The 16224-nt window shown below is 44.2% G+C and carries 14 protein-coding genes; 7 read left to right on the forward strand and 7 right to left on the reverse strand.

Going from position 1 to position 16224, the window contains the following annotated elements; all coding sequences use genetic code 11:
• Window positions 1-1166 (reverse strand): PhoH family protein (locus GCHA_RS04180; RefSeq protein WP_039992051.1); only part of this gene is annotated, 1166 nt, incomplete at its 3' end.
• Between the two features lie 350 nt (window positions 1167-1516).
• Between GCHA_RS04180 and rapA the strand changes: the two genes are divergently transcribed.
• The 4 genes from rapA to GCHA_RS23150 all read left to right on the forward strand — a co-directional run bounded on the left by rapA (window position 1517) and on the right by GCHA_RS23150 (window position 6546).
• The gene (gene rapA / locus GCHA_RS04185) at window positions 1517-4348 is read left to right on the forward strand and encodes an RNA polymerase-associated protein RapA (RefSeq protein WP_007985397.1); all 2832 of its coding nucleotides are present in this window, start codon (window positions 1517-1519) and stop codon (window positions 4346-4348) included.
• Window positions 4349-4362: 14 nt separating this feature from the next.
• On the forward strand, window positions 4363-5019 hold the full coding sequence (gene rluA / locus GCHA_RS04190; protein ID WP_007985399.1) for a bifunctional tRNA pseudouridine(32) synthase/23S rRNA pseudouridine(746) synthase RluA: 657 nt from the start codon (window positions 4363-4365) through the stop codon (window positions 5017-5019).
• Between the two features lie 91 nt (window positions 5020-5110).
• A complete protein-coding gene (locus GCHA_RS04195) occupies window positions 5111-6058 on the forward strand; it encodes a DUF3530 family protein (protein ID WP_153810700.1) in 948 nt (315 codons plus the stop codon).
• Between the two features lie 155 nt (window positions 6059-6213).
• Window positions 6214-6546: a hypothetical protein gene (locus GCHA_RS23150; protein ID WP_013754771.1), complete on the forward strand. Its 333-nt coding sequence runs from the start codon at window positions 6214-6216 to the stop codon at window positions 6544-6546.
• A 9-nt stretch (window positions 6547-6555) separates the two neighbouring features.
• On the opposite strand, the gene GCHA_RS04205 is transcribed toward GCHA_RS23150, so the two are convergent.
• The 3 genes from GCHA_RS04205 to GCHA_RS04215 are packed head-to-tail and all read right to left on the reverse strand — an operon-like array spanning window position 6556 to window position 9835.
• A complete protein-coding gene (locus GCHA_RS04205) occupies window positions 6556-7809 on the reverse strand; it encodes an AmpG family muropeptide MFS transporter (protein WP_007985405.1) in 1254 nt (417 codons plus the stop codon).
• Between the two features lie 41 nt (window positions 7810-7850).
• Window positions 7851-8807: a GGDEF domain-containing protein gene (locus GCHA_RS04210; protein WP_007985406.1), complete on the reverse strand. Its 957-nt coding sequence runs from the start codon at window positions 8805-8807 to the stop codon at window positions 7851-7853.
• 11 nt (window positions 8808-8818) lie between these two features.
• Window positions 8819-9835 carry a response regulator gene (locus GCHA_RS04215; protein WP_007985407.1) on the reverse strand — a complete coding sequence of 339 codons (1017 nt, stop codon included), beginning with the start codon at window positions 9833-9835 and terminating at the stop codon, window positions 8819-8821.
• Between the two features lie 228 nt (window positions 9836-10063).
• Here GCHA_RS04215 and GCHA_RS04220 point away from each other — a divergent pair, with 228 nt between their 5' ends.
• Window positions 10064-10915, forward strand: a complete 852-nt coding sequence (locus GCHA_RS04220; RefSeq protein WP_007985409.1) for a thymidylate synthase — start codon at window positions 10064-10066, stop codon at window positions 10913-10915.
• A 129-nt stretch (window positions 10916-11044) separates the two neighbouring features.
• Entirely contained in the window at window positions 11045-11923 is an 879-nt protein-coding gene (locus GCHA_RS04225) for an EamA family transporter (protein WP_007985411.1), read from the forward strand.
• A 71-nt stretch (window positions 11924-11994) separates the two neighbouring features.
• On the opposite strand, the gene GCHA_RS04230 is transcribed toward GCHA_RS04225, so the two are convergent.
• Both GCHA_RS04230 and GCHA_RS04235 read right to left on the reverse strand, forming a co-directional pair.
• Window positions 11995-13287, reverse strand: a complete 1293-nt coding sequence (locus GCHA_RS04230; protein WP_007985413.1) for an outer membrane protein transport protein — start codon at window positions 13285-13287, stop codon at window positions 11995-11997.
• A 274-nt stretch (window positions 13288-13561) separates the two neighbouring features.
• A complete protein-coding gene (locus GCHA_RS04235) occupies window positions 13562-14194 on the reverse strand; it encodes a CPBP family intramembrane glutamic endopeptidase (RefSeq protein WP_007985415.1) in 633 nt (210 codons plus the stop codon).
• Between the two features lie 482 nt (window positions 14195-14676).
• Between GCHA_RS04235 and GCHA_RS04240 the strand changes: the two genes are divergently transcribed.
• A complete protein-coding gene (locus GCHA_RS04240) occupies window positions 14677-15147 on the forward strand; it encodes a Dps family protein (protein ID WP_007985417.1) in 471 nt (156 codons plus the stop codon).
• A gap of 84 nt (window positions 15148-15231) precedes the next feature.
• Here GCHA_RS04240 and GCHA_RS04245 read toward each other — a convergent pair whose 3' ends face one another.
• Window positions 15232-16014, reverse strand: coding sequence for an SDR family oxidoreductase (locus GCHA_RS04245; protein WP_007985419.1), 783 nt, complete (start codon window positions 16012-16014; stop codon window positions 15232-15234).
• Window positions 16015-16224 lie beyond the last annotated feature (210 nt).

Consider the following 16224-nt stretch of genomic DNA (forward strand, 5'->3'; position numbering starts at 1 on the left):
GATTCATCTAAAATTACAATCGCATTTTGAATGCTTCGACCGCGCATAAAGTTAACTGACTTAAACTGAATATTGGCTTTTTCCATGATGTAACTCATAGAGCCTTTCACGTTTTCATCGTTCTTGTGTAACACCTCTAAAGAGTCAGTAATGGCCGCTAACCAAGGGGCCATTTTTTCCTCTTCAGTGCCAGGTAAAAAGCCAATCGACTCGGCAATTTCTGGAGTGCTGCGCGTAACAATGATCTTGTCGTACATGTTTTTTTCGACCACCATTTCTAGCGCAGCAGCCAATGCGAGCAAGGTTTTACCGCTGCCTGCAGGGCCGGTTAAAATGACCAAGTCGATATGCGGGTCAAGCAATGAGTGAAACGCCATAGCTTGGCCGATATTTTTAGGCGTAATTCCCCATGCGCGGCGACCCATTAAGCGTTCGTAGCCTAAATCGAGTACATCGATTTCTTTCTCAGATACAGATTCCACCAAGCCAGCGAAATGCTCGGTGTCATCCAGCAAATACTCGTTAACATACGCTTCAGGTAACACTTCTCTGGCCAGAGTGTGAATGGTATCGCGGCCTTCAGTGCGACTATCGACGGCGGTGACTTCATTCCAAAAATCACCGTTGAAACGATGAAACCCCTTCGATAAATATTTGATATCACTGACTAGCTGATCCGTTCTATAGTCTTCTACATGGGCTAATCCTGCGCCTTTGGCTTTGAGCCGCATGTTGATATCTTTGGTCACTAAAGTGACTTGTCGTGGATGATATTGAGCTTGCAGATGCAGTGCAGTGTTGATGATACGATTGTCGTTTTCATCACTGGTAAAGACGTGCTGGTCAGCAGGTAAAGCATGATCGACAAATATTGATAGACTACCTGTTGGCGCTGTTTCCCCGACGCCTATTCCCTGCATGGTAACGCCTTCCATGAGTTGCTCTGGCGTGGCGTCATGTAACAAATCTTCCATAGCGCGAATCGACACGCGGGCATCACGAGCAACGTCTTTTTTACTGTCTTTAATGTAATCGAGCTCTTCAAGAACCGTCATGGGTACGACAACGTCATGTTCTTTGAATGATAAAAAGGCGAGGGGTTCGTGCAGGAGGATATTGGTATCGAGTACGTAAATTCTTGTATCTAACGCTTTTTTTTCTGGCATTCGTCACTCCGTTTGAGTAAAAGGCACTGCAATACAAATCACCAATAAACAGCCAATTGGGTGTTTCACTTAGCTGTGATTGGCCATCTGTTACTGAAACAATAAACCACTTTTGCTCCTTATTCATCTAATTTTATTATATGACGTTTATGTGAATGAATTGGTTAAAACACGAGCAAATATTAACGAATTTTCCCTTGAAAGCTTGGGTTAGTCGCTTTTAAGCACATTATGTTTATAAGAAGGTGGATTGACCTCCATCCCAAACCAGTATTGGTATACAATGCGCGCCGAAATTATTCCGCCCGCATCAAAAAGCCAGTTATGCATACACTGTTGGGAGACACTCTATGGCGCAAAAACACTCATTCGCACTTGGTCAACGTTGGCTAAGCGATACCCAAACAGAACTTGGCTTAGGTACAGTGGTATCCGTTGATAACCGCGCGGTCAGCCTGTTGTTTCCAGCGACCGGAGACAGCCGAGTTTATGCCAAGCAAAGCGCCCCGCTTACGCGTATTACGTTTGGCGAGGGCGACAATATTACCAGCCACGAAGGCTGGGAAATGAAAATCACCAGCGTCAGCGAACACAATGATATGTTGACCTATACCGGCGTACGTCATGACACCGAAGAAGATGTCGTCTTAAAAGAAACCTTTATTGACCATCACTTTCAGCTCAATCAACCTGAACAGCGCTTATTTGCCGGTCAGTTTGACCACCCAAAATGGTTTGATTTACGCGAGCAGTGCTTGAATCACCAATACAGCCATAGCACCTCATCGCTACTAGGCTTCGTGGGCGCCCGCGTTGACCTCATTCCTCATCAGTTACACATTGCAGCCGAAGTTGGCCGCCGCTTCGCACCGCGGGTTTTGCTGGCTGATGAAGTGGGTTTAGGTAAAACCATTGAGGCTGCGTTGATTATTCACCAACAGTTACTGACAGCCCGTGCTGAGCGGGTATTGATTGTTGTACCATCTAGCTTGGTGCATCAATGGCTGGTAGAAATGTTGCGCCGTGTTAACTTGGCATTTTCTATTTTTGATGAAGAGCGCTGCAGCGCTATGTCAGGTGAAAGCGGTAATCCGTTTGAATCTGAACAACTGGTTATTTGCAGTCTCGACTTTCTAACCCACAACAGCCGTTATTATGAGCTGGCTATGCAAGCCCCTTGGGATTTAATGGTGGTCGATGAAGCCCATCACCTTATATGGAGCGAAGGGCAGCCCTCTCAAGAATACCAAGTCGTTCAAGGGTTAGCTCAAGTGACAAAAGGTGTGTTGTTATTGACTGCAACCCCTGATCAGCTAGGTCACGAAAGCCACTTTGCCCGCCTGCGCTTGCTTGACCCTGCGCGTTTCCATGATTACCAAAGTTTTGTCAAAGAAGAGCAACAATACAGCACATTGGCGCAAGCGATTTCTCCTTTGATGTCGGGCGAAACGCTTAGCCCTGAAAACATCACCGCGATTGAATCTTTTGCTAAAGACGAAGATTTGGGTGACATCAATGGCATGTCCACACGACAGAAAACACAGTTATTACACAATCTGTTAGACCGCCACGGTACTGGCCGTTTGTTGTTCCGCAACAGCCGAGCTGGGGTCAGTGGTTTCCCAGATCGTAAATTATTCAGCTATAGCCTAGAACAGCCAGAAGAATATATTGCCGCTCAAGATGAAGACCCAACCAACTTGACCTTGCATTTAACCCCTGAGCGTAATCCTGACATGGTCAATAGCTGGTTTAACATTGACCCAAGAGTGGATTGGTTCATCGAAAAACTGCAGGAACTCAAAGGGGAAAAAGTCCTCACTATTTGTGCCAATGCAGCTACAGCATTGCAGCTAGCTGAAGTATTACGCGTTAAGGCGGGCACCCGCGCAACTGTGTTTCATGAGGGCATGGGCATAGTAGAACGAGATAAAGCAGCAAATTACTTTGCTCAAACAGAAGAAGGCGCCCAAGTCCTCATTTGTAGCGAAATAGGCAGCGAAGGGCGCAACTTCCAGTTTGCCCATCACTTGGTGTTGTTCGATTTACCTCAAGTGCCTGATTTGCTTGAGCAGCGTATCGGTCGTCTTGATCGTATTGGTCAAACTCACGACGTATGTATCCATGTGCCGTATTTTGATATGAGTGCTCAACAAGTTCTGCTTGATTGGTACCATCAAGGGCTAAATGCCTTTGAGCAAACCTGCCCAACGGGAATGACGGTATACGAAGAAACCCAAGAGCTGTTACATAGTTGTTTAATGTTCCCTACAGATTTTGCGGCCAGCGAAAACCTGATCAACCAAACCGCAAGCCTTCACAGGCAGCTCAAAGAGCGTTTAGAGCAAGGGCGCGACAAGCTTCTTGAGCTTAATTCCTCGGGTAAGGGCAAAGTGGAAAAACTGCAAAAAGAAATCCTTAGCGCAGAAGACTCTCCTACTCTTGAGTTATTCATGACCCGCTTGTTTGACACTCTCGGTCTTGCTCAAGAAGACAAAGATGAAAGTTGCTACATTTTGCGCCCCACAGAGACCATGGTAGCCACGTTACCTGGGCTTGATGAAGAAGGCATGACGATTACGTACGAGCGCACCACCGCGACCCGATTAGAGCATGTGAACTTCTTCAGCTGGGATCACCCTATGGTGCAACACGCCATGGAGACCGTCACCACGGAAATCACCGGCAAGAGTTCAGTTGCACTAGGCGAAGATAAATCTCTACCAGCAGGAGCTTATTGGCTAGAGTGTTTATTCGTATTGTCAGGCAAAGCAGAAAAGTCACTACAACTTGATCGCTTCTTGCCACCAACACCGATTAAAATCTGTGTTGATACCACCAATAGCGTAGTCGAAAAGCAATTTACCAAGCTAGACAAAGTGCGCGGCAAAATGGGTAATCAACTGATCAAAGCCTTAACGCCTCAGTTGACCAAAGCGTTAGTGGTTGCACAAAACCAAGGCGAGCAAGATGCTGAAAAGGTACGTAAGCAATGCCAAAAGCAAATGAAGTCGTTGCTTGGCGGTGAATTAAAGCGCATGCAAAGCTTACAAAAAGTGAACCCATCAATTCGTGATGAAGAAATTGAGCACCTTCAACAACAAATTGACGACTTGAAGCAGGTTATTAGTGAAGCTAGGGTTAACCTAGAAGCCATCAGATTGATAGTGAATAACCCCTAAGGTGAACTAAGTTCATGGCCATAGTGAATTACGCGCCGCCTATGCGGCCTTATCTCAATATTGTGTTTAAGGATGAACACTTACTGGTGCTCAATAAACCCAGTGGTTTATTGACTGTGCCAGGCAAAGCCCTTGAACATAAAGACAGCTTAGAGCTTCGAGTACAGCGGGTTTATCCCACAGCAAAAATTGTACATCGACTCGATATGGCCACCTCAGGTTTATTGGTGATGGCCCTTGATAAAGACACCCATCGCCAGTTATCAAGACAGTTTGAGCTCAGGCAAACCCGCAAAACGTATATTGCTAGAGTCTATGGAGAGGTAAGCGGCGAACGGGGCAGCGTAGATTTACCTTTAATATGTGACTGGCCAAATAGGCCTAAACAAATGGTCTGTCAGCAAAGAGGGAAACCTTCATTAACCCATTGGCGCGTGTTAGAACGAAATGACAACAGTACACGTATGGAGCTCACCCCTGTCACTGGGCGCTCTCACCAACTACGTGTACATATGCTGAGCTTAGGTCACCCTATACTAGGTGATAGGCTTTATGCTCATAGCGATGCGCTAACAATGGCTAAGCGCTTACAGTTACACGCCCAGACCCTAGGTTTCACTCATCCAGTCACTGAGCTCCCTCTAGAATTAAGTGCGCCTGTTCCCTTTTAGTTTCGCAGTTACATTAAAGTTTCGCAGTCACATTAAAGTTACCCTTCACCGCGCCCGATAAAAGAGAATGACTCATTGCCACGCAGCATGAATGAACAAGCAGCACATTAAGAATATTGCTAGATTATTGGACCTTCACGCAGCCCTAACGGGATGTGTGCTTGTGTTTTGCATGCTTCTGGCTAGTCGTTCTGCTGATGCCAGCACACTGACTGATGTGCAACGTCAGCTTTTCCCTGACCAAGCTAAAATACTTGAGGTTAATAACACTGCTGTTCCTTTAGTTGAATCGTTAAACACCACTGCCAATTTGTACGGTGTGGCAGTATTAATCGGCGAGTCTGGTCGCCCGCCTGCCAGTCAACAAAATCTCGCTATGCTAACTCAATATTTGAATAATTTGGGCTGGGTGACCATGCAAATCTCCCCACCGACCGTGGGCTTTGAACCGGATCTCGCCGACGACTCAAAAAGCGAAGCACAATCTGAGGGCCAAGCAAACGATAGTGCATCACAAGTTGATTCATCAGCTAATGACCAGGCAACCACTGCTTCTTCATCCACCCCTAGCTCTCCACAATATCAGTTACATCGCATCAGTAATGCTCACTTCTTACTGCATGAACAAGAGCTTCGAGAACGAGTATCAGCTGTCATGCAGCGCGCTCAAAACTACTCTGGGTTTCGCTTGGTTATCGCCCAAGGCACCAGCGCCGCTTGGATGATTAAAATGTACGCTGAGGAACAAATTCCTAGCCCAGATGCGTTTGTCGCGATCAGCGCATTCTGGCCTCAACGAAATTTAAATGCCCTGATCGCAAGTTATACAGCGAATACCCCAATGCCATTGCTCGATATTTATTCTAACCATGATAATAACTGGGGACTAATGAGTGCCTTGGAACGTAAAAACAGCTCTCACAAAAACCTGAAATTAGATTACCGCCAGCGCCATCTCACCCACACATTCAACACCCAATCTGACAGTGAGTTTGTCAGCAAGGAAATCTACGGATGGTTACATTATTTGGGATGGTAAGTTAATTCCCGCCCTTGTAGTATCCATATAAAACACCTTATATTTCAATCGGATAACAGAAAAGCACACTATTTTTTGTATATTCATTAAACAAAACGCATTCAAATCACTATACTTTTGGCTAATTCTACTTAAGAGTACGAGGTTATTAGGCAGTGATAAGCGTCCAAAATTTTTTAAATATTAAGTCTCAACAACTTGCATATTTTGTTCGAGCATTTTGGAATGACCGTATCGTATACAAAGAATTAGATCTGTATTTTTGGGACACAATGGAAGAATGGTCTCAGGTGAGTCACTTAGCAGATCAACCCAGTTCACAGCGAGAGCGGGTGTTTTGGTACGTTCTACACCAGTTACATTTTTGGCCTGAGCAGAATCTTCGCGAAGACAGCACCCTGCGCAACGACTTAGATTTGTGTGTTAACTTCTTAGAAAGCCAAGAAGAATACCCGTTCCCCTTCGAATACTCAGGCGCAAGACCTTAACCTAACCGGCTAAGGTTGCGCATCATCCACTTTCTTTTCATTCCATGGTGCGATTTTAAGTAGCATCAACATTCCTGGAATGGCACACACGAAACAAATCAAGAAAAACTGGGTGTAACCCACAGCTTCGATTACGTACCCCGTGGTCGCACTGACAAAGGTGCGTGGTACCGCAGCAATACTCGAAAACAGGGCAAACTGGGTCGCAGTAAAATGGCGATTGGTTGATTTGGCCATAAATGCAATCAATGCAACCGACCCTAATCCGACGCCAAAATACTCAAAGCCACTGGCGATCGCCAAGACTAAGTGGTTGTAGCCCACCATTGACAGCATTACATAACCCAAAATCGAAATAAGCTGGAAGACCCCAAAAACCCACAGACTACGATTTATTCCTAATTTAATCATGGCGATGCCACCCAGAATAGTACCTGCAGTGGCGCCAATTGTTTTGGCTATTTTAGCGATAGAACCTATCTCGACGGTAGAAAACCCCATATCTAAAAAGAAGGGGGTTTCTAGGGCAGTGGCCATACTATCGCCCAATTTATAAAACATAATGAACAACAAGATAAGCACCGCTTGCTGCCAACCTTGACGCTGGAAGAATTCAACAAAAGGCTCAACAACAGCAGAGCGAAGAGTTTGCGGCTCCTCTCCTGCTTTAGAGGTTTCTTTGATCATTAGGGTCGTTACTAAGCCCACCAGCATAAAGGCAGCAATACTCAAATGTGCCACTGACCAAGGGTAGAACCCAGCCAAAATCATGGCTAACGAACCAGGTACAAATGACGAAATGCGATAAGCTTGGGCATAAAACCCATTACCTGCACCTAGCTCATCATCAGGAAGTAACTCACGGCGATACGCATCAATGACGATGTCTTGACTGGCACTGAAGAATGCAATGGCTGCAACAATCACAATGATGTGGCTGATGTCTGTCGCGGGGTCGTAAAAAGACAGCATACTCATCAGCACAATAAGCGCTATTTGTGTGATAAACATCCACCCCCTGCGTCTTCCAAGCACAGGTACAACAAAGCGGTCCATTACCGGAGACCAAATGAACTTCCACGTGTAGGGAAACAGAACCAAATTAATTAGGCCAATTGTCGACAAATCAATATCTGCAGAGCGGAGCCAAGCAGGAACAAATTGGATCAGTAAATACAGGGGTAAACCAGAGGAGAAACCAGTGCAAATACAAATAAGCATACGCTTATTTAACAACGCCTGGCGTAACGTTTTATTATTCATAACAACTAGATATTCTTATAATTATGCGGTGATTTAATCGGTTAACTTCCAGCAATAATCACTTGATTACGCCCATTTTTTTTCGCTTGATAGAGGGCTTTATCCGCTTCTTCTAGCCACTGTATGTGTTGTCCAAATGCAGTGTTAAATTGCGCGATCCCTAAGCTGACTGTAAAGGAAATAGTGTGCTGTTCATACTCTATTTTAAGCTTTTCGACGGATGCGCGGATCCGCTGAGCAAGAACCATGACATTTGCAGATGCAGTATCAGGCAATAAAATGGCAAATTCTTCTCCGCCGTAGCGGCCGCAAATATCCGTTTCTCTGGAAACATCTTCGATTAATTGTGCCAATTGGCGTATCACTTCATCGCCTGCGGGGTGACCATAGTTATCGTTAATTTTTTTAAAGTGATCGATATCAAGCATGATAACCGATGACTCGCCAGGGGTTCTAAGATTACGCTTAAATTCGCGGTCGAATTGCTCTTCCCAATAGCGGCGATTATAAATTCCGGTTAAACCATCAACCCGACTCAAACGCTGTAATTCATCGTTTAAATTATCCACCGCTTGCTTGCTTACAGCTTGGTCGGTTACGTCATACACCACAATACACACCTGATCGACTTGCCCTGATAATGAAGCAAGTGGAAATATCGTGATGTTTTGATACATAAACTGAGAAGGCGAGGTAATGGGTCTATTTGCACCAAAACGAAATAAATAAGGTCGCTGCTCCCAGATGACGAAGACTGGGCTCTTTAATGAAAAAACGGGCTCTGCTTTGGCCCGCAACCAGGTCTCATCAATTTCAGGAAAATGCTCAAAAAGCGACTTGTCGCGGATTGCACTTGGCGCAATGTTACTGTGGTTTTCCATAAACAAGTTCCACACTTGAACTTGATAATGACGGTCAACAACCACAATCCCAACTTCGATAGAACCGAGTAAATCATGCTTCCAGTGCATTTCAGCTAAATCTTTCATATCTTGCACAGACACGACTCCTAATGTGTGTGTTTCACTAGTTTCTCGTACACTAACTCCATGGCGTTACCAGGAAATAAGAGTAGCAAATCAAACTGAATGTCTTGTGAGCTAATAGCGTAGGCAATTTCAATCGCTAGAATTTTGTCCCAGCGCTGACTATTCGTCTCAAGCACCTGATCTATATCACAATGACGGCCTAAAATAATGGGGTGATTGTGGCTAAATGACACATGAAGTTGTTCCGAGAGCGCATTTACACAGGCCCCTACAAGAATATTAGAAATGTCCATTAACACTTCTAACTCGTATTCCTCTTTTGTGCTTTTGTGATGGTATTTCAGCAATTTCCCCATAGTAGAAAAATTTGCATCATTGAAAATGACAAGCGCCTCGCCATTGATACCAGCCCCAATAAAACCATGAGAAACAGCTGACAAACTATCACTACTTTTTACATCTGAAATCGCCATATGCAATTCGTTGTTAGTAATCAAGTTCACATTGGGAATGGGTAATTGAATGAACTCGCCTAATAACTTAGCAACTTGCTCGCCTGCTCTGCCCATCGCTACGTTCGCCATCTCCCGATAGGCGTCAAGCTCAGATTTTTGGCTACGGGGCTCAACAACCGGTACTTTCTGACTGCGCCCTTGTGACGTTGCCTCACCGGTATACAAACCATATTGGCGTAATATTTCGCATAACTTTTGGTTATCAATAGGTTTAGCGATAAATGCAATAACCCCTAAACTCAGCATCTTTTTATGTGCTTCTGGCTGTACATCCCCAGAAACAACAATCACTAAGGTAGGTAAATCCTGCTCCTTAACAATTTGCATGGTTTGATAACCATCCATGACTGGCATATTAAGATCTAAAAACATGACGTCTGCTTTGCCTTGCTTAATAGCGCTTATTGCTTCTTTACCATTTTCGGCAAAGTGAATATCCACATCCCAACCATCGGGGATGGATCTCGCCATCTGTCTTCGGGCAAAGCCAGAGTCATCACAAATAAGGACTGAAGTGGTCATATTAATTTCAATTCCGTTGTTTATGCGTGAGGAGAAGAACCTAATTGGTATTATCGTATCGAGTGATGGCATGTGACACTAGCTTTCTAAGCTTAGAGGGAATCAGCTCTATCTACAAGCAGACCTTAGTGCAATACCGTCAAATTTGGCCCCGTTAAATCCTCAAAAAATGCCAATAAGTCTGATAGAATTCTAGCCGAATTTTTATTTGAGTGGTCGCTAAACGAAATGAAGCAATATCTCGATTTATGCCAGCGCATCGTTGATGAGGGCGTGTGGGTCAATAACGAAAGAACCGGTAAAAAATGTCTCACTGTGATCAACGCCGATCTCACTTATAATGTGGCAAAGGGTGAGTTTCCTTTGGTTACTACCCGCAAGAGTTTCTATAAATCAGCGATCGCTGAAATGATTGGCTATATTCGCGGCTACGATAACGCCGCCGATTTTAGAAAAATAGGCACTTCGACGTGGGACGCCAACGCTAATCAAAACCAAGCTTGGTTAGATAACCCTCACCGCAGGGGCGAAGATGACTGCGGTCTAATTTACGGAAAAATTGGACGCAATTTCCCGAAACCAGATGGCGGCAGTATCGATTTACTGGCAAAAATTATACACGACTTAAAAAACGGCATTGATGATAGAGGCGAGATATTCACCTTTTATCACCCAGGTGCTTTTCATATGGGCTGCTTACGCCCGTGTATGTACAGTCACCACTTTTCTTTGCTCGAGGACACCTTATATTTAAACAGCACTCAGCGCAGCTGTGACGTACCTCTGGGCCTGAACTTTAACATGGTTCAGGTTTATTTTTTACTCGCTATTGTGGCGCAAATTACTGGCAAAAAAGCCGGAAAGGCGTACCACAAAATCGTTAATGCACATATTTATGAAGACCAATTAGCGCTGATGCGCGACGTGCAATTAAAACGCGAACCTCTCGGTATGCCAAAATTGATTATTAATCCTGATATTAAATCGTTAAAAGATTTAGAAACCTGGGTCACCATGGATGACTTCAACATTGAGGGTTATGAACACCATCCAGCAATTAAATATCCCTTTTCAGTATAAACGTACTAACCTACTCATCCGGCGTTAAATCTATTTGAAGCGCCTTAAACATCGACTCATCATTCATCAAGATGGGTCGACTCCCTGAACTCGGCATTGCCCGTGAAGATATAAGTGTAAGGCAATAACATGAGTTTGTGGATCCCGTTTACCCTTATGGCTGCTTTTATGCAGTCATGGCGCAACGCTTTTCAAAAGCGCCTAAGCACAGATGTAGATACCATGGGCGTGACCCTGTCACGTTTTATTCTGGCTGTTCCTATGGCTGCAATTTATGCGTTCATACTGTTCAAGCATGGTGATACCCCTATTCCTCATTTAGGGTTTAACTTTTATATCATCATCACACTAGCGGCTATTTCACAGATATTTGCCACGGCTTTTATGGTTAAGCTATTTCGCTTACGAAATTATGCATTAGGCGTCGGCTTAGCAAAAAGTGAAGCCGTGATCGCTGCGGTGCTAGGAGCCCTACTATTCGCTGCGCCACTAACTCCCATGGCCTGGGGTGGAGTGCTCGTTGGCGGCGTCGCCGTTTGGTTAATGAGCGTGCCAAAAGGCATGCGGAATATTTCTTGGCCAACATTATTGTTAGGTTTAGCCAGTGGGCTATGTTTTGCACTCACCACCTTATGGGTGCGCGAGGCAAGCTTAATGACGGGCCTGCCCTTTTTGCAAAGCGCATCCTATGTTTTATTTTGGGTGTTACTGGTACAAACCCTAGTGTTGTTGCTTTGGTTACTGGTGCGCAACCCTGACACGCTGCGCGCATTATGCCAAAGGCCCAAGTTGGTCTTCATCATCAGCTTTTGCAGCTTTGTGGGCTCTATAGGTTGGTTTACCGCCATGAGCTTAGAAACGGTTGCCTTAGTAAAAACCTTAGGTCAAGTAGAGATATTTTTTACGCTCTTAATATCGGCTAAATGGTTCAAAGAACGGTTAACAGGCACCGATAAGGTGGGACTTGGTCTGATACTGATTGGCGCGCTATTGGTAATACTCGCCTAACAAAAAAACCGGTTAGAAATAGCCACTCCTAACCGGTTTTAATCAAATTTTATAACAGCTAATTTTGTAAATTAGAATGCGTAGTTGTACTGGGCTGCGAAGATAAATGCATTGCCTTCACTACTGAATTCCCATACGCCACCAGCATCATCAGCTTCAGTAAAAGTACGGTCTTGACCACGTATTACACTCAATCCCAAATCAATAGACGAGCTATCATTAAGTGAATAGTTTGCACCCGCACTTAACCACAAACGGTTAGTATCAGGGATCGAGATAGACAATAATTGTGAATCAGTCGGGGTTTCATCGTAAGCGATGCCGGCACGTAATTTCACTTTCGCGTTTAACTGATAATCAGCACCAATTGCATAGCGGAAACTATCAGAGAAGTTTTCTTCTTTTTCGAAGACAGCCTCGTCTTGACTGGGTACGAATGCCTCTAGGCGTTCAAAACTGCTCCAGTCCGTCCACATAACACTATAGTGTAGGCCCCATTTTTCATCTAACTTGTGACTTCCTGAAAATTCCGCAATAGCAGGCAACTCTAGTTCTACCGTTCCTGGCTGAACCTCTCCAGATTGTCCGTTATCAAATACCCCAGGGATCAGAGGTAGCTCGTTGCTATACGTGCCGTCAAATGTAATATCGACTTTGCTACGATAATGAAAACCAAAGCGCGAGTTTTCATCTAAGTCATATGCAACACCAAGGTTATAACCGTATCCATAGTCATCACCTTCCAAATCAAGTGCGGTAGTACTTGCTGGGAAAATGAGACCTTGGGCAGCCAAACCGTTACTTAAATCACCCAAGTGACGAGTAATCGTTGCATCAGCGTAAACAGCGTTAAGTCCACCAGCAATAGTCAACTGCTCATTAACCTTGTATGACACACTGGTGTTAAAGTTAACGGTAACAATTTCAGTTTTACCCGCCAATTGGCCAGCTGCGTAATCTTCATCAAACTCAGTAGAAAGGCCGAAATTTGAAAACAAACCAAAACCAACAGCGAATTTGTCGTCAATTGGCATAACATAGTATGCAGCAGGCACGAACGCTTCAGGAGCAATGCTGTCGTCATCAAGTGATGAGGCATTTGAATACACCGGGGCGCTTTCTCCGGTCAAACTTACATCTGGCACGATGTACGTACCTACCACTGACAATTGATTTTCACTAAATTGTGACATCAACGCTGGGTTACGCGCCACAACTGAGGCATTTTCAGCAATCGCTGCATCGCCAGCAAAGGCTCGCCCTAGACCAGACGCACTGTGTTCAGATAATTGAAAAGCTGCAGCCAACGTGTTCAAAGATAAACAGCTTAAACCTGCCGCTAGAAGAATTTTATTTAAGTTCATAGGATCTCTTTACAAATCAACACCTCGTCAGTTATACCGACGAGAGTATCAAAAAATTAGGTTGCGGATGATATAGCGTTTGTTAAGAAAATGTCACTATAAGTCGATAAAATGCGGTTTCTTTGCGGTAAAATCGTACAAAATCTAAAAATCGAGTTTAAAACAGGCCCCAACTTAACAAGTGAAACTCATTTTATATACAGGTTATTAACAGGGTATACCTGCAGTGCTAGATGCTAACTTGCTCTCAAAGCCCACAGTTATACTAATTCCATTAAATATTCTGGGTCAGTAAAAACACCCCAACGCCTAGGGTAAATAAATAAGATCCCCACAGAGAGTGCTCTACCACTACCACAAGTGTTGAGCGTGTTTGCATGTATCGATAACCAAATAGAATGCCTCCGATACAAGACAGACCGACCGCTATCCAGTTCCCATACACCACATGAGCCAAAGAGAAACTAATGGTACTCAAGGCCCAGCGCATATTCTTCGAAGGAATAATCCGCTTGTATCGATGAAAAAAGAAGGTACGAAATATCACCTCTTGAGGAATAACCGACACGATAGGATAAATTGCCAAGGTAATTAACCAAAACTGCAAATCTTCTCTGGGTAACTTAAACAATATCTGCGGCGCAAAATAATAGACAAGTATTGCCAGTGCGATTGCGCAAGGCACAAACACCTTAAGGGTGGCGCCAAAATGTTGCCAAAAATCATCAGTGTGCCATAAGCGAAAACGTTTGAAATCAACGTCTTTCCATAACAACAGTAAGCAATAGCCCCCCATTAAAATAAGTAATGGCATTAACCAAGTATCGTAGTCAGAAACAAGAAACAAAATTAACAGAGGGGTACATAAAAATAGAACGGTCAGCTCAGACCAACGTAACAAATGCATATCAAAACTCCTAGGAGTTCAATTATACAATGGCTGACGATTTTTTGTTCATAAAAATGACACATAAATGTGTTAGTCACTGAAATTAATTATCCCTGTGCGCTATTTGGCGTTGGATCCGCAGTAATAAATGCGCCTCAGAATGCGCGCAGCGGTTTTTGATTAAGGTGTATCTAGTAATGCTTGTTCTCTTTCAAATAGTGACAGCTTTTAAATTGTGAGCGCTTTTAAATAGTAAAAGCCCTGAGCAAAAGCTCCTGACGCATTCCTGTAAGACGAGCTTCAAGAGTGCTCGCATCGTATGACTTAACGGTCATGCGCCTTGTTTAAGCCCATTTACACTCTCGCTGAGTGCTCATTTATTCAACTAGAATAGTATTATTTTCATTTCCCCCTTGTAATTCCTTGGTTACCGACACATATCATTGAACGTATTAGTTAAATTTCCGTTCCTTTCAATTACAGAGTTTAGGGAGATAGACATGACGACCATCGATATTGGTATCAATGAGACAAACAGAATAAAAATCGCTGACGGGTTAAAAGCACTATTAGCGGATTCTTACACCTTGTATCTACAAACCCATAATTTCCACTGGAACGTGACAGGCCCTCTATTTCGCGAACTGCATTTGATGTTTGAAGAGCAGTATACCGAACTGGCAACAGCGGTAGACGATATTGCCGAGCGCATTCGTACTTTGGATGTTGCAGCACCTGGTACTTATAAAGAATTTGCAAAGTTAAGTTCAATCAAAGAAGTTGATGGTGTGCCCGAAGCATCAGAAATGGTTGACTTACTTACTAAAGGTCACGAGCAAGTGGTGAAAACATCTCGTGCTGTTTTAAAACTAGCTCAAGATGCTGAAGATGAATCAAGCGCGGCGCTGGTTTCTGATCGCATGCGTATACATGAAAAAACGTCATGGATGCTACGCGCTACTCGTAAATAGCTGTCAGTAAATAGCAGCCAGTAAATACATTCAAAAGATTAAAGGGCTAAAGTGTTAGCCCTTTTTTATTTTCACTATGTACGCTTAGTTTACTAAGGTGGTACCGCCATCGACTGGCAATATCTGCCCAGTCATAAACGCGCCAGCTTTGCTCGCCAACATCAAGGCAACACCTGCAATATCCGTCGATTCACCCCAGCGACGCATAGGAATTGACTGCAACTCCTCTTCGAAAGCTTCTTTATCTTCACTTAAGAATTCCGTCATTTTTGAGTAAAAACGCCCCGGTGCAATTGCATTAACGCGAATATGTTTATCGACTAATTCTTTGGCCAAAACGCGCGTTAGTTGATGAATAGCCGACTTTGATACAGCATAACTGTAGTTATCTAAGCCATTGCCCACGATCCCAGCGATAGAGCCGATGTTAATCACTGCGGAGGTATTGTCTTTTGTCGCATTTTTCTCTAGTAGCGGAGTGAGTGCTTGGGTTAAAAAGAATGGGCTTTTCACGTTTAAGTCCATGACTTTGTCCCACCCTTTTTCTGGAAACTGCCCAAATGGCGCGCCCCATGCCGTACCGGCATTATTTACCAACACATCAATATGCTGTTCACGTTCATTGAGCTGCTTAACGAGTGCCATAACCCCCTCGCTAGTAGCAACATCACCCACTAACGCCACGCACTCACCAAATTGACTAAGCTCCTCGGCAGCGGCTAAACAAGCCTCTGCCTTACGTGCAGTAATATAAACACGCTTAGCACCCGCTTCGAGGAAGCCCTGTGCCATAAACGCGCCCAGCCCACGCGAGCCCCCAGTCACTACACAGACCTTTCCCTGCATTGAAAACAAATTATCTAACATCGCTTGCTCCTGAACATAAATCGACCGTCGATGATTTAGATTAACAAGAAGCGCTAGAGCTGATTATTTTTTGAGGTGATGATTAATACCAATCCGCATTAATAAGTGACCTCCTCAGAATGCGTCCAGCGGTTTTTGATTAAGGCGTCGCTATGAAGTAATGGTTGTTCCCTTTCGAATAGTGAGAACGCAGAGCAAAAGCCGCTGGGG

This window comes from Paraglaciecola chathamensis S18K6 (genome assembly GCA_000314955.1).
Taxonomy (GTDB): Bacteria; Pseudomonadota; Gammaproteobacteria; order Enterobacterales; family Alteromonadaceae; genus Paraglaciecola; species Paraglaciecola chathamensis.

What these genes read in the sequence shown, in the direction of transcription:
- rapA (WP_007985397.1), top strand. Translation starts at nt 1,517, where the DNA reads ATGGCGCAAAAACACTCATTCGCACTTGGTCAACGTTGGCTAAGCGAT.
- rluA (WP_007985399.1), top strand. Translation starts at nt 4,363, where the DNA reads ATGGCCATAGTGAATTACGCGCCGCCTATGCGGCCTTATCTCAATATT.
- GCHA_RS04195 (WP_153810700.1), top strand. Translation starts at nt 5,111, where the DNA reads ATGAACAAGCAGCACATTAAGAATATTGCTAGATTATTGGACCTTCAC.
- GCHA_RS04205 (WP_007985405.1), bottom strand. Translation starts at nt 7,809, where the DNA reads ATGAATAATAAAACGTTACGCCAGGCGTTGTTAAATAAGCGTATGCTT.
- GCHA_RS04215 (WP_007985407.1), bottom strand. Translation starts at nt 9,835, where the DNA reads ATGACCACTTCAGTCCTTATTTGTGATGACTCTGGCTTTGCCCGAAGA.
- GCHA_RS04220 (WP_007985409.1), top strand. Translation starts at nt 10,064, where the DNA reads ATGAAGCAATATCTCGATTTATGCCAGCGCATCGTTGATGAGGGCGTG.
- GCHA_RS04225 (WP_007985411.1), top strand. Translation starts at nt 11,045, where the DNA reads ATGAGTTTGTGGATCCCGTTTACCCTTATGGCTGCTTTTATGCAGTCA.
- GCHA_RS04230 (WP_007985413.1), bottom strand. Translation starts at nt 13,287, where the DNA reads ATGAACTTAAATAAAATTCTTCTAGCGGCAGGTTTAAGCTGTTTATCT.
- GCHA_RS04235 (WP_007985415.1), bottom strand. Translation starts at nt 14,194, where the DNA reads ATGCATTTGTTACGTTGGTCTGAGCTGACCGTTCTATTTTTATGTACC.
- GCHA_RS04240 (WP_007985417.1), top strand. Translation starts at nt 14,677, where the DNA reads ATGACGACCATCGATATTGGTATCAATGAGACAAACAGAATAAAAATC.
- GCHA_RS04245 (WP_007985419.1), bottom strand. Translation starts at nt 16,014, where the DNA reads ATGTTAGATAATTTGTTTTCAATGCAGGGAAAGGTCTGTGTAGTGACT.